The 13,197-nt window shown below is 33.8% G+C and carries 13 protein-coding genes; 5 read left to right on the top strand and 8 right to left on the bottom strand.

The annotated features are described in order from the left end of the window. Positions 1–26: 26 nt before the first annotated feature. Complete coding sequence (locus AC1RRU_RS02730; protein WP_011274616.1) at positions 27–689, bottom strand: CPBP family intramembrane glutamic endopeptidase; 663 nt, start codon at positions 687–689, stop codon at positions 27–29. Positions 690–844: 155 nt separating this feature from the next. On the opposite strand from AC1RRU_RS02730, the gene AC1RRU_RS02735 reads away from it, so the two are divergent. Then, the gene (locus tag AC1RRU_RS02735; RefSeq protein WP_080366776.1) at positions 845–1,663 is read left to right on the top strand and encodes a CPBP family intramembrane glutamic endopeptidase; all 819 of its coding nucleotides are present in this window, start codon (positions 845–847) and stop codon (positions 1,661–1,663) included. A gap of 130 nt (positions 1,664–1,793) precedes the next feature. On the opposite strand, the gene AC1RRU_RS02740 is transcribed toward AC1RRU_RS02735, so the two are convergent. The 4 genes from AC1RRU_RS02740 to AC1RRU_RS02755 form a co-directional block, all read right to left on the bottom strand. Beyond that, positions 1,794–2,402, bottom strand: a complete 609-nt coding sequence (locus AC1RRU_RS02740; RefSeq protein WP_011274614.1) for an NDxxF motif lipoprotein — start codon at positions 2,400–2,402, stop codon at positions 1,794–1,796. 164 nt (positions 2,403–2,566) lie between these two features. Further along, positions 2,567–3,385: a CPBP family intramembrane glutamic endopeptidase gene (locus AC1RRU_RS02745; RefSeq protein ID WP_011274613.1), complete on the bottom strand. Its 819-nt coding sequence runs from the start codon at positions 3,383–3,385 to the stop codon at positions 2,567–2,569. Between the two features lie 104 nt (positions 3,386–3,489). Further along, positions 3,490–5,022 carry a sodium:solute symporter family protein gene (locus AC1RRU_RS02750; protein WP_070663154.1) on the bottom strand — a complete coding sequence of 511 codons (1,533 nt, stop codon included), beginning with the start codon at positions 5,020–5,022 and terminating at the stop codon, positions 3,490–3,492. A gap of 51 nt (positions 5,023–5,073) precedes the next feature. Continuing rightward, entirely contained in the window at positions 5,074–5,955 is an 882-nt protein-coding gene (locus tag AC1RRU_RS02755) for an N-acetylneuraminate lyase (RefSeq protein WP_053021973.1), read from the bottom strand. A 242-nt stretch (positions 5,956–6,197) separates the two neighbouring features. Here AC1RRU_RS02755 and AC1RRU_RS02760 point away from each other — a divergent pair, with 242 nt between their 5' ends. Next, positions 6,198–7,061 (top strand): ROK family protein, encoded by an 864-nt coding sequence (locus AC1RRU_RS02760; protein WP_037550754.1) that lies wholly within the window; start codon positions 6,198–6,200, stop codon positions 7,059–7,061. A 61-nt stretch (positions 7,062–7,122) separates the two neighbouring features. Here the strand turns inward: AC1RRU_RS02760 and AC1RRU_RS02765 are convergent, their stop codons facing one another. After that, a complete protein-coding gene (locus tag AC1RRU_RS02765) occupies positions 7,123–7,929 on the bottom strand; it encodes a MurR/RpiR family transcriptional regulator (RefSeq protein ID WP_016930583.1) in 807 nt (268 codons plus the stop codon). Between the two features lie 172 nt (positions 7,930–8,101). Between AC1RRU_RS02765 and AC1RRU_RS02770 the strand changes: the two genes are divergently transcribed. Beyond that, positions 8,102–8,773 (top strand): N-acetylmannosamine-6-phosphate 2-epimerase, encoded by a 672-nt coding sequence (locus AC1RRU_RS02770; RefSeq protein WP_016930582.1) that lies wholly within the window; start codon positions 8,102–8,104, stop codon positions 8,771–8,773. 24 nt (positions 8,774–8,797) lie between these two features. After that, the gene (nagB, locus tag AC1RRU_RS02775) at positions 8,798–9,526 is read left to right on the top strand and encodes a glucosamine-6-phosphate deaminase (RefSeq protein WP_011274607.1); all 729 of its coding nucleotides are present in this window, start codon (positions 8,798–8,800) and stop codon (positions 9,524–9,526) included. A gap of 68 nt (positions 9,527–9,594) precedes the next feature. Here nagB and AC1RRU_RS02780 read toward each other — a convergent pair whose 3' ends face one another. Continuing rightward, positions 9,595–9,843 carry a hypothetical protein gene (locus AC1RRU_RS02780; protein WP_011274606.1) on the bottom strand — a complete coding sequence of 83 codons (249 nt, stop codon included), beginning with the start codon at positions 9,841–9,843 and terminating at the stop codon, positions 9,595–9,597. 129 nt (positions 9,844–9,972) lie between these two features. Then, a complete protein-coding gene (nagA, locus tag AC1RRU_RS02785) occupies positions 9,973–11,130 on the bottom strand; it encodes an N-acetylglucosamine-6-phosphate deacetylase (RefSeq protein ID WP_011274605.1) in 1,158 nt (385 codons plus the stop codon). 218 nt (positions 11,131–11,348) lie between these two features. On the opposite strand from nagA, the gene AC1RRU_RS02790 reads away from it, so the two are divergent. Then, complete coding sequence (locus AC1RRU_RS02790; RefSeq protein ID WP_493196436.1) at positions 11,349–12,971, top strand: BCCT family transporter; 1,623 nt, start codon at positions 11,349–11,351, stop codon at positions 12,969–12,971. Positions 12,972–13,197: the final 226 nt, after the last annotated feature.

Here is a 13,197-nt window from a genome sequence, read left to right on the forward strand (position 1 = left end):
GTATATACTATGTAATTAAAGTATTTCTACCAAAAATAATTTTGAAATGTAGCTAATATATTACCAAGCATGTGTATGATAATAGGTATTTCGAGCCGTTTTGTTGTTAAATATGCAATAACGAAAATGAAACCTGAAAAGCCGTAAATAAACCATTCACCTATGTTGCTTGGGCCATGAGCGCCAGCGAATAAAATAACAGATACTATGCCACCAACTATAGGCGCACCTCTAAAGATACCTTTAATTAACAATCCTCTAAATATAATTTCTTCTATGATAGGACCTAAAATACCTATCGCAATGAGTTGTAAATACAATGGTACATTGCGGTAACTTTCCTCTAACTCCTTTTCATTCCCTGTTGTAGGCATGAATTCAAAATAAATATAATCTGCACCATTGGCAAGAATGAATCCAATGATAATGATTAGCCATTGCTTTTTAGTTATTCGACTAAATTGAAATAGCTTCAACTTACTTAATTTTAAAATTAGAAATGCGATAATGACCCCTACAATAGCAATCCAAAAGTACTTTGGCTTCTCTACTAAAAATATAACCATTGATTCGGCAACAAATAAAATACAAATTAAAAATAGAGATTGTAATAGCAACTTCCAATAAGGTTTTTGAGAAATTTGGAAATCTCCTGTTATATGGTCATGTGACATTTCATCTTTAGACATAGTTAACCTCCTAAACATATAATTGAAATGTTGATTTTTAGTTAAGATAACGCATTTTTATGAAGTGACCTACAATAAATGTCAAATATATGTTACATTCATATAGAGGTATTCATTTTCAAGATTTTATATTTCTAGACAAAGGTGGGTTTATTATGATGAATCATCAGAATATGGATACAATTTCTAATACTACATCTTCTTCAAATGAAGATAATTCAACTAAAGACCACATACATACTGAAAAACGTCGTCCAACTGGTAATAAGTTTGTACGTGCCCTTATTTTTATAGGCTGGATGCTACTAATTCAAATTCCTATTGTGAGTAGTATGTTTATCTATAGTTTTTCTATTTATATGGATACATTAACTTGCACATTAGTGACCATCATTTATTTCATACTAGCTGCTGTAATAATATGGCTAGTTAGAGGCTATTACAAACGTCATACCTATGAAAAGCCTAAAAAATTTACAGGTAAGGATATTGCAGTAAATGTTGGTTGGGCCGTACTTCTTAGATTAATCGTTATTGGTATGTCATATTTAATGTTATTTGCGACAGGTTCAATGCAAACACAAAATGACAAAATGTTATTAGGTGATATGAACGCTACCAAACCAACGCCGGATCAATTGGGCCAAGTCTTCCCGCTAATTGTCTTCGTACTGACGATTACATTTGTAGCACCTTATTTAGAAGAACTTGTTTATCGTGGCATTTTCAAAGAAATATTATTTAAACGTACACGATTCTGGTTGCCATTCATCCTATCATCACTTATCTTTGCTTCTCAGCATGGTATTTCAAATTGGGTAGCAATTCTAATGTATACAATGATGGGAATGATATTCTATCTTGCTTACCATCGTCGTAAAAATGTTCGCGACAGCATGATGGTTCATATGATCCATAATGGTGTGAGTGGCATCATGGTTCTAGTAAGTTACTTTATGGTATTTTTTAGTTAAACATTGAACTCTTAAACTAGTTCTAACATAACAAATATTGTCGCAATTTAATCTTAAATATTTCTTAATTTAGAAATGATTATTTACACAGTAAAAGCAGGACTTCATTCCGTCGAAGTCCTGCTTATTTTTATTTATCAAATGCAATGGTTTGGATATTTTTCTCTTTTAAAAATTTCTCAATTTTTGCTTGTTCTCGACCATTCGCAATATTTTTGTCTTTATTGACGTCGAGAATATCTTTTAATGATGCATCTTCATCTAAATTTAACGCACGTTGATTGGTTTGATATATTGCTATCATATAATTGCTTATCTTTTTAGTGTATTGTTCATATTCTTTGTTAGGCATTTGATTATTATTTATGTAATTGGCAAAGTTTTTTAAATTTCGTTCTTGTAAGTCAACAATGTGATTGAATTTTTGTTCTTTCTTTTTAGATAACTTTTCGTCAGAGTCTAACTTGTCCTCGTATGGCTCTCTAGCATCTGTTAGTTTTCTATCGGTATCTAAATAGGTTTTAATATCTTTTTTTATCGTACTCTCAGAAATCTTCTGATTTTTTGTTGTTTTATCAAAAATATGTTTCGGTATCTTGTGATTATGTTTAGAACTATTTTGTGACTGCTTGTTATCATTAGATGTGTCTTTAGAATTTTTTTCTTCTGACGATGACGAACATCCAACTAATGTAAAAGTAAGAATAATTACAGGAATAACTAATAGATATTTCTTCATATTAATGCTCCTTTATAATGTAAGTAATTCTTTCCTTATTTTAGTATAAACAACTATATAAATAATTTAAATAATCCATGTAATATAACAACTACTTTTAAAGTAATATGTTTACTATGCCTAATTTCACGAGAGAATATCACTCTTTAGAAATCTGAACCCTTCTATTGAATATCTCTATGCTTAATCATTAGTAAAATAAGAATAACGCCTATGTATCCTGCGATAGATATAATGGATGCTTCATAACCAAATTGATTGCCTGTGATGGCTATGTTGTTCGTATGTACGACATATTGCCAAATACTATACTGACTTTCCTTTTCAGTGATAAGTAAAAGTTGGGATAAATTCCAACAAAAATGTAGTGTAATGCTTGCCCAAATGGTATTGAATTTATAGGTTGCTAAACCAAACATAATACCTACTAATGAACCGCTAATTAATAATAAGAAGAAACTAGTTACATTTAGTCCACCGTTTAATAAATGAATGGCACCAAAAAAGATTGCCGTGGAAATAATGGCAATATTGATGTTCGTCTTCTTCTCAATATATCCCATCAATAAACCTCTGCATACCATTTCTTCAACGACTGCGCCACCAATGGCTGTTACAAAGATAGCCCAGAAAAACGTGTGCAATATATCATTTAAAGTACTAAAATGATGTACGATGAAATCACCTGGAACAAAGATGACATATACCGCATAAACTGCTACCGGTAAACCTATACCTAATACAACATAGATGACACTAAATTTAGGTTTCGTGATGCGATATGCGTTCAAGCGATCTTTTAATACATGTTTAATGAACAATCGAACGACTAAAAAAGCAAAAATGATATATAAAATCCCTTGTAAAATAGCGCCCATACCTAGAAATGGAATTAAATCACTAAAGATGGATGCAATGCCTTGTGTAACGACCATGATAAGTAGTGCTAATAAGAACATACCTGCAATTTTTAATATTTTCATGATGATACCTCTATTTGTTTTATAGTTCATTTTTATCTTAGCATAACTCTAGAGACATAAAATGCGAGTCGAACAAAAACTTGTGTTCAACTCGCAACAAAATATTATTTTTTCTCTACTACTTTAGAAATATATGTTGATGGTTTATCTTTATCGAAGATCGTTAATCCAGTAATATCTTTTGCATTTTTAGATGGTACGACAAGACTTACTAAATAACCAAAGATGAAAGCAACAACGAATGAAATGATTGATACGTAGAATGGTGCGTTACCGCCACCGACGCCATTTAATACGTAAGCAATGATTACACCTGCTACTAATCCTACTAAGACACCAAATGTATTGGCACGTTTCGTAAAGATACCTACTGCAAAGATACCAGCTAATGGTACACCAAATAATCCAGTGATTAATAAGAATAAATCCCATAAATTGTTTGAATCGGCAGCAATTAAGTAAATTGAGATTCCATAGCTTAATAAGCCTGCCACAACAATGACTAATCGTGCAAAGTTAACTTCTGATTTATCTGCCCCTTTTCCGAAGAAACGATGTTTAATATCTTCAGAAATACAAGCAGAGATAGAGTTCAAACTAGATGAAATCGTTGACTGTGCAGCAGCAAATATAGCTGCAATAAGTAATCCGCCCACGAATGGTGGCATTTCAGTTAGAATGAAGTAAGGCACGATAGATGATGTATTGAATCCCTTAGGCAATACCTGTTCATGTTGATAGAAAGAATACATCATAGTTCCCATTCCATAGAAAATAGGTGCAGAGATTAACGCTAAAACACCATTTGTCCACAATGATTTCTTCGTTTCATCCATAGAATCCGACGCTTGATAACGTTGAACAACATCTTGACTCGCAGTATATTGATGCAAGTTGTTAAAGATATTTCCTAAGAAGATAATAGGGATTGCAGCAGCAGCGCCATTTAATTTCCAGTTATCTGCACTAATAATCTTCTTATTGGCAATTGCATCACTGACAATTGTGCCGAATCCTCCTTTGATTTCAAAAGCACCGATGACAATTATCATTAATGCGCCACCAAGTAAAATAACCCCCTGAATGAAATCGCTCCATACAACGCCTTCGAATCCGCCTAAGAAAGTATAAAGAATACATAAAATTCCTACTAAACTAGCTACGATAAATGGATTCATATCTGATACCGCTGTGATTGCTAATGTTGGTAAGTAAATCACAATTGCTATGCGTCCTAAGTGGAAAATGACGAATAGTAATGAACCAATGACACGAATACTTGGGCCAAAACGCGCTTCTAAATATTCGTACGCTGATGTTACGTGTAACTTTTTAAAGAATGGTACATAAAATGCAATTAAAATTGGAATAATTGCGACAATCGCAATATTACCAGCGATGTATGCCCAATCTGTTAGAAATGCCTTTTCTGGTGTAGACATAAAAGTAATCGCACTTAAAGTCGTCGCATAAATCGAGAACCCAATGGCCCACGAAGGCAAACGACCACTTGCCGTGAAGAAACTATCCGTATCTTTACCAGCCCTTTTAGTAAAGTACGCTCCAATTAATAACATAATGACAAGATAACCAATAACAGCTACCCAATTCCATGCCCCAAAACCGACTTGATGCATAATCAACACCCCTTGTGTTACATATTCTGTTGTTAAATATTCTCAGTTTGTCTATAAATCGTATTTCTTAATTAATGTGTCCAATGCATCACGATGTCTTTCATCAAATGGTCGGAATGGACGTTTAGGCAATCCGCCATCGATACCACGCGCTTTTAATATTTCTTTTAATGTTGGGTAAATGCCCATACTTAATACCGTTTCGATGATGTCATTCGTATCATGTTGAATTTGGTATGCTTCAGCAATTTTTCCTTCTCGTGCTAAATCAAATATTTGTCGTGCACGGCGACCATTCACATTGTATGTTGAACCAATTGCCCCATCGACACCTGAAATTGTCGCTTGCACTAGCATTTCATCAAATCCAGATAATATGAGTTTATTAGGAAATGCCTTACGGATACGTTCTAATAAGAAGAAGTTCGGTGCAGTGTATTTCACGCCTACAACTTTTTCATGATTAAATAACTCGCCAAATTGTTCGATGCTAATATTGACACCTGTTAAGTCAGGAATCGCATAAATAATCATATTGTTTTGTGTTGCTTCGATAATGTCGAAATAATATTGCTTAATTTCTTCAAAAGAGAATGGATAATAGAATGGTGTCACTGCTGATAGCGCATCATAACCTAATTCTGTTGCATATTTCCCAAGTTCAATCGCTTCATTTAAATCTAATGATCCAATTTGCGCAATTAAGTTCACATCGTCTCCAACAGTTTCTTTCACTACTCTAAAAATTTGTTTCTTTTGTTCTTTACTAATTAAGAAGTTCTCCCCAGAACTACCATTCACATATAAGCCATCAAGTTTCTCAGTCTCAATCGCATTTTTAGCAATTTGCTTTAATCCTTCTTCTTTTATTTGTCCATGTTCATCAAACGGTACAAGTAATGCGGCGTATAATCCTTTTAATTTATCTTCCATGTCATGTTCCTCCAAATCAATTTTTATTCAAATTCATTTTTATAAAATTTGAGATAAATTCAATTACAATAAATTTCTATTTACACTTAGAATTGTAAACGCTATCATTTTCTTAAACAACAACTTTTGAAAAGATTTAACAAAATGTTGCTAATTTAATGAAAATATTTTTCAAAAAGAATGATGACGATTACTTTAATTTGAAGTGTCGTTATAATAAAGACGACTAAGGAGGTATCTCAATGTATAAAATCGCTATAGATATAGGTGGAACAAATATTAAAGTGGCAGTTATTAATGATGACTTAGAAATGATTGATTATAAAAAGATTAAAACGCCAGATAATATTAATGTGCAAATTGTAGATGAAACATATCAATTAGTAGCAGCATTTATGAAACAATATCAACTTAAAAATCCATTTATTGGTATTTCAAGTGCTGGTGTCGTCGATTCAGATTTAGGTCAAATTATTTATACGGGGCCAACCATTCCTAATTATGACGGTACACAATTCTTCGAAGTCTTCAAAGATTTATCGTCTGATATCGCTGTTTATAATGATGTGGATGCGGCATTGTTAGGGGAACTTAAACTCCATCATTATGAAGAAGATAATATATTCTGTTTAACTTTGGGGACAGGTATTGGTGGTGCATTTTACAGTGAAGCTTCTGGCATTTATCAAGGTTCGCGTCACCGTGCCAATGAAATTGGTTACTTACTTTATCGTGAAGAAGATGGTAAAACATTTGAACAACGTGCCTCAACATCAGCTCTTAAAGATTTAATGACTAAACATCAATTTGAACATGGTACGGATGTACCTAGATTATTTAATCTAGCAGAAGATGGTAATGAAGAAGCACTTAATATTCTCAATGAATGGAGTAATTATGTTGCAGAAGGTATTGCTCAAATTCAAATTATTTATGATCCAAGCTTGATTCTTATTGGAGGCGGTATTTCATCTCAAGGTGAAACACTTCTCAAATATATAGAACCTAAAATTCATCATTATTTACCCTCTGACTATGGCATTGCTAAGATTCAAACAACTCAAACAGAGAATCATGCTGCTTTATTCGGCGCAATCACTAAATAACAGCTGGATCTAGATAGACGTGGGACACTGAATTCATAACGAATTCTGTCCCACTCCTCACTCATTCTTTCTCATTTCCTAAAATGACGTCTCGTGTTTGTTGATATACTTGGTGCATATGTGTGTCATTCAATAATAAATAACTCACGATATCTAATAAAAATAGTGTTGCGATTTGTGAGTTGATGAATTTTGAATCATTGTTACTTGATTGAGCCGTCGTGATTAATACTAAATCTGCATTCTTAGTAAGCGCACTACCTTCGAAATTTGTTATGACGACTACATACGCCCCTTGATTGCGAGCAATCTTCGCAGCTTCAATTAATTCTAAGGTTTCCCCACTATTTGAAATAGCGACAAACATATCTCGTGATGAAAGTAGCGACGCCGATATCTTCATTTGGTGCGCATCTGTTGATACAGAACCTTTGGTACCCATACGCATTGTGCGATAGTAAAATTCACTTGCCGTTAATCCCGAACTTCCTAATCCTGCGAAATTGACTTGTCTACACGTTTTTAAATTGTGTGCTAGACGCTTAATCTTTTCCTCGGAAATAAATTCACCCGTTTGTTGGATAATGTTTTGATGATAACGATGAATAAGCTGAACAAGCGGTGCATTTTCTACTACTTTTTCTGATTTTTCGTGTTGCAAATTAAACTTCATATCTTGAAAGTTGGCATAATTTAATTTCCCACTAAATCGTGTAATGGTAGCAGGTGATGTCCCAATAGCATAAGCTAAGGAATTAATTGTTGAGAAATTTTCATCAAGTTCATGTGTTTGTATATATTCAATAATTTTTTTATCCATTTTCGTTAATACATGACGACTTCGTTGAATACGATTTTCAAATTTCATGACAGCACCTCGTAACTAAGTTAGTTAAACTGTATTATATTTGAAAATATTTTTCAATTCTCGATTATAAATTGATAAATATTTTCTTAATGTTATGATATGAATGAATAAACGAATCAATTACAATACTATTTCTATTTACAATTTTGAAAAAGACGGAGCGTGTTTAAAAATGTTATCAAATGGATTAATCGTGTCATGTCAGGCGTTACCTGACGAACCATTACACTCATCATTTATTATGTCAAAGATGGCTCTAGCAGCTTATCAAGGCGGTGCGGTTGGTATACGTGCGAATACTAAAGAAGATATATTAGCGATTCGAGAAGAAGTATCTCTACCGGTTATCGGAATTGTAAAACGAGATTATGAAGGTTCTAATGTATTTATTACAGCAACTTCTAAAGAGGTGGATGAACTAATAGAAAGTGGATGTGAAGTAATTGCTTTAGACGCGACAACGCAAACACGTCCTAAGGAGTCCCTTGAAGAATTAGTACATTACATTCGAGAGAAAGCACCCCATGTTGAAATCATGGCGGATATTTCAACTGTTGAAGAAGCCATCAATGCAGATCATTTAAACTTTGATTACATTGGCACAACATTACGTGGGTATACGTCTTATACAAAGGGACACATTCTCTTTGAAAATGATTTTGAATTTTTAAAAGAAGTATTAGAAAAGGTCAACGCGAAAGTTATCGCAGAAGGTAATGTCATTACACCTGAGATGTATAAAAAGGTAAGCGACTTAGGCGTACATTGTACGGTTGTCGGTGGCGCAATTACACGTCCTAAACAAATCACTGAACGTTTTATAGAAGCTGTCCAACAAAAATAATTGCTTAATTTGGAGGCGTAAATCATGAAGATAACGAACTTAGTAGATAAAAAATTGGCGAGTGATTATGTTGCAATTGAACTATTGAAGTTAATTAAAGATAAGCCTGATGCTATATTAGGACTTGCTACTGGTGGCACGATGACGGATGTCTATCCCCGCTTTTCAGAATTGCTATCAGCCAATCACGTTGATTTAGCAAATGTTCAAACATTCAATTTAGATGAATATGTAGGGTTAGAACCTGAACATGCTCAAAGTTATCATACGTATATGCATCAATTATTATTTGATCATAATGCTAGTTGGAATGCCGATAACATTCATATTCCTCAAGGCCATGTTGATGATTTAGAGCGTGAGGCACGTCGTTATGAGAATCAATTGAAACAAATTGGTCAACCCGACATTCAATTATTGGGTATTGGTGAAAATGGACACATCGGATTCAATGAGCCTGGCACATCTTTTGAAAGTGAAACGCGTGTGGTTGATTTAACTGAATCAACGATTAATGCTAACAGTGTTCATTTTGATCATATTGATGATGTACCTAAACAAGCCGTTTCTATGGGATTGAATTCTATTATGCGTGCGAAACGAATTATCTTATTAGCATTTGGAGAACGTAAACGTGATGCAATTCATCAACTCTTGAATGGTGAAACAAATGAATCATTGCCTGCATCTATCTTGCATCAACATCCTAATGTAGAAATCATTGTTGATGACACTATTTTCAATCGTTTATAGTATCCTACCCAGCATAAAACAAAAACAGAAAGTGGATTGATAACCAATCCGCTTTCTGTTTTTTCATTTTATGAATGTTTAAATAGTTTTAAAATTAAATACATAATAATACTAATAACCGCAATAACTGAGAAAGTAATTAAGAATATTAATTCTGTTTGGTGGAATTCAAATGCTAACGTAAAGTTATTAAAACTTTTGAATGTGCTATAAACGATTAAATTAAGTATGATTAATGCGATTAAAGCAATGATGGATAACCACGCTAACCAACTAAAGAAATGCTTAGCGTTAGGAAACCTGAAATCATTATTCATGTGTGGACACCTCTCTTCCGTCGCAATTGTTTCGAATCAAAACATTTACTACATATATACACTAGAATGTATATCTTTAAACGCGAATAGAGGCTACATAGCATTTATAATCATACATCATCCAATTCTTTAATATTGATGTACAACCCCTGATTTGATTGTTTTATCAACACGAATCGTATCATCTACTACTACGATATCAGCATCTTTACCGATGGCTAAACTACCTTTATGGTCATCAATTTTTAATGCGATGGCTTGATTCAAACTCGTTACACGCCATAAATTCTCTAATGAATCATGTGTATATTCAATTAAATTATACAAACCGTCATTCATTTTCAAGATGCTACCTGCTAAAGCGCCACTTGCTAGGCGAGCCTCTTTTCCTTTAACGATGACATTCTGTCCGCCTAAATCATATTCACCGTCTTCCATTCCTTTCGCACGCATCGCATCAGTGATGAGATACATGTGTTCATTTCCTTTTTGCTTATAAGCAATATGTACAGAAGCAGGATGTGAATGAATACCATCAACTATAATTTCCGTATTTAATTGTTCATTCGTCCACGCCGCACCAAAGACACCTGGATCGCGATGTTCAAATGGTGTAGCTGCATTATATAGATGTGTTACATGTTTTGCACCATGGTCCACCGCTTCATTCGCTTCATCAAACGTTGCCACAGTATGCCCCATTGAGAAGATAATATCTTCATGCAATTGATTAAGTGTATCATGTGCGCCTTCAACTTCAGGCGCAAAGGTAATAATTTTGATTTGCTGATTCGCAACTTCTTGGAAATGTTGAATCTTAGACGCAGATGGACGTTGCACATATTTAGGATTTTGCGCGCCAACTTTATGCTCTGAAATAAATGGTCCTTCTAAATGAACACCACCTACTTCAGCCGCTTCTCCTCGTTGTTGATCAGCTTGATATGCCACAATGTTTTTCAATGCCTTTTCAATATTAGCGTCCGATTGCGTCATCGTCGTTGCTAAGAATGTTGTTGTTCCCTCTGATAATAATTGTTCAGCCAAATGTTTTAACCCGTCATAAGAAGCATCCATTGCGTCCTCACCATAGCCACCATGAATGTGAATATCTATGAAACCTGGTAATACATTTTGACCTTTCACGTCGATTTGTTCTAATTCTCCAGTATACGTTCCTTGTTGAATATCACTTATTTTGCCATCTTCTACTACAAGATATCCATTTTCAATAACTTGCTTTTCCGTATAAATTTTACCATTTGTAATGACATAGTTTGTTGACATGATATACCTTCTTTTCTATTTAATTCTTCAATTTTTCATCTCAATTATAGCATTTCATTAGCTCGTATTTTGCCAATTTTCACTTTTGGAAAAAGTTTTCAAAACAGAGCGCTATTACTTAGAAATCATGATATTTCAAAAAAAATGAATTTTGAAAACATTTACTATTATAGGTATACTCAAACTAAATAAAATATAAAGGATGACGTAATTGAACAATGAATGACAAGCGGAAGAAAAATAATTATTTAGTATATGGGATATCCGTAGCCATCATTATACTTATTACTGCAATGGCCGGGATCTTTCCTAAAGCATTTGGCGCTAATGCACAACATATTTATAATTTTATTTCTAATTCATTTGGTTGGCTGTTCTTACTTATTATATTTATTTTAGATATCTTTTTAATCTCTTTAGCAATTTCTCGTTACGGTCGTTTCAAATTAGGCAGTGATGATGAAGAACCAGAGTTTTCATTTTTATCATGGCTAGGGATGTTATTTTCAGCAGGACTAGGTGTCGGTATTGTATTCTGGGGTGTTGCTGAACCACTCACACATTATCTTCATTCACCTTTTCCAAAAGATGTGCCAAATCAATCAGCCGAATCAGCACGTGTAGCCATGGGCTATACCTTCTTTCATTGGGGGATATCACAATGGTCAATCTTCGCTATGGCTGGACTTATCGTGGCATATTTCCAATTTAGAAAGAAGCGAGATGGTTTAATTTCTACAGCAATGGAACCTGTCTTTGGTCAAGCTTACAAACGTCCATTTCGAAATGTGATTGATATTTTAGCAATTATAGCTACAGTCATGGGTATTGCCACTTCTATAGGTCTTGGCATCATGCAAATTAGTGGTGGATTGAATCATGTCTTCCATGTACCAAATAATAACGTTACAAAAATTGCTATTACGGTACTCATGGTTTGTATTTTCTTAGGTTCTGCAATAACTGGTTTAAATCGAGGCGTTAAATGGCTAAGTAACATCAATATTATTTTAGGCGCTGTTTTACTACTATTCATGCTTATCTTTGGAGACTTAAAATTCATCTTCGAATCTTATACTTTAGCAATCGGAGACTATATCAGACATTTTGTTGAATATAGCTTACATATTAATCCATATTCTGGCAATAATGCTTGGATACAACAGTGGACTGTCTTTTATTGGGCATGGGTAATCTCATGGTCACCGTTCATAGGAGGTTTCGTCGCTCGCGTATCTCGTGGACGTACAATTCGTGAATTTATCATGTGTGTATTAATCGTACCTCCACTCATTTCATTCGTATGGATTGCAGGATTTGGTGGTATGGCCGTTAAAGTTGCTATGGGTGGCGATAACATCGCTAAATTAGTAGATAAAGATTACACAGTAGCTTTATTTGAATTACTATCAAAATTTCCATTAGCTGATATTACGAGCATATTAGCAGTCGTCTTAATATTCTTACTCATAGTGACAAGTGCAGACTCAACAACACATATTGTTGCTGGCATGGCAACAGGAGGTAGCGAGAATCCAAAGGTGAAACATAAAGTGATTTGGGGATTGCTGATCGGTGCCATTTCAGTTGCAATGACAATTGCAGGTGGTTTGACGAGTTTACAAACTGCATCCGTTGTAACAGGATTACCATTCTCTATTATTCTATTACTAATGACACTTTCTATTATGCGCGCGCTTCGCAGAGAACATACGAAGCACTTCCAAATGTCTTATATTGATGATGACAAAGATTATTCCATTCCATTAGAACAACGAGAAGATCATAATAAATCTAATGAAAAAGAACAAGGTAAGGAACAGAACAATGAAGAAGAATAACAATATGAATCTGTACTTTAATTTACTGCCTTTAATTGGACTAATCATAAGTATATTTTTATTCATACTATATTTTGTCATTTATCATGTAGATGATAATTGGGTTATTGTAAGTTTATATTGTTTATTACCAATATTTGTGAATAGTTCGATCACTTTAGCATACAAGCTTTTTAATAAATAGCGCATATACCGCTCTTGTCATATGTGTAATTTTAAAATATTG

This window comes from Staphylococcus sp. GW821-FHT11H10 (genome assembly GCF_058807855.1).

Bases quoted from the DNA above. Each gene is read 5' to 3' on its own strand.
- AC1RRU_RS02745 (WP_011274613.1), bottom strand. From the start codon at position 3,385: ATGAAAATATTAAAAATTGCAGGTATGTTCTTATTAGCACTACTTATC.
- AC1RRU_RS02740 (WP_011274614.1), bottom strand. From the start codon at position 2,402: ATGAAGAAATATCTATTAGTTATTCCTGTAATTATTCTTACTTTTACA.
- AC1RRU_RS02750 (WP_070663154.1), bottom strand. From the start codon at position 5,022: ATGCATCAAGTCGGTTTTGGGGCATGGAATTGGGTAGCTGTTATTGGT.
- AC1RRU_RS02760 (WP_037550754.1), top strand. From the start codon at position 6,198: ATGTATAAAATCGCTATAGATATAGGTGGAACAAATATTAAAGTGGCA.
- AC1RRU_RS02730 (WP_011274616.1), bottom strand. From the start codon at position 689: ATGTCTAAAGATGAAATGTCACATGACCATATAACAGGAGATTTCCAA.
- AC1RRU_RS02770 (WP_016930582.1), top strand. From the start codon at position 8,102: ATGTTATCAAATGGATTAATCGTGTCATGTCAGGCGTTACCTGACGAA.
- AC1RRU_RS02780 (WP_011274606.1), bottom strand. From the start codon at position 9,843: ATGAATAATGATTTCAGGTTTCCTAACGCTAAGCATTTCTTTAGTTGG.
- AC1RRU_RS02765 (WP_016930583.1), bottom strand. From the start codon at position 7,929: ATGAAATTTGAAAATCGTATTCAACGAAGTCGTCATGTATTAACGAAA.
- nagA (WP_011274605.1), bottom strand. From the start codon at position 11,130: ATGTCAACAAACTATGTCATTACAAATGGTAAAATTTATACGGAAAAG.
- AC1RRU_RS02735 (WP_080366776.1), top strand. From the start codon at position 845: ATGATGAATCATCAGAATATGGATACAATTTCTAATACTACATCTTCT.
- nagB (WP_011274607.1), top strand. From the start codon at position 8,798: ATGAAGATAACGAACTTAGTAGATAAAAAATTGGCGAGTGATTATGTT.
- AC1RRU_RS02755 (WP_053021973.1), bottom strand. From the start codon at position 5,955: ATGGAAGATAAATTAAAAGGATTATACGCCGCATTACTTGTACCGTTT.
- AC1RRU_RS02790 (WP_493196436.1), top strand. From the start codon at position 11,349: ATGAATGACAAGCGGAAGAAAAATAATTATTTAGTATATGGGATATCC.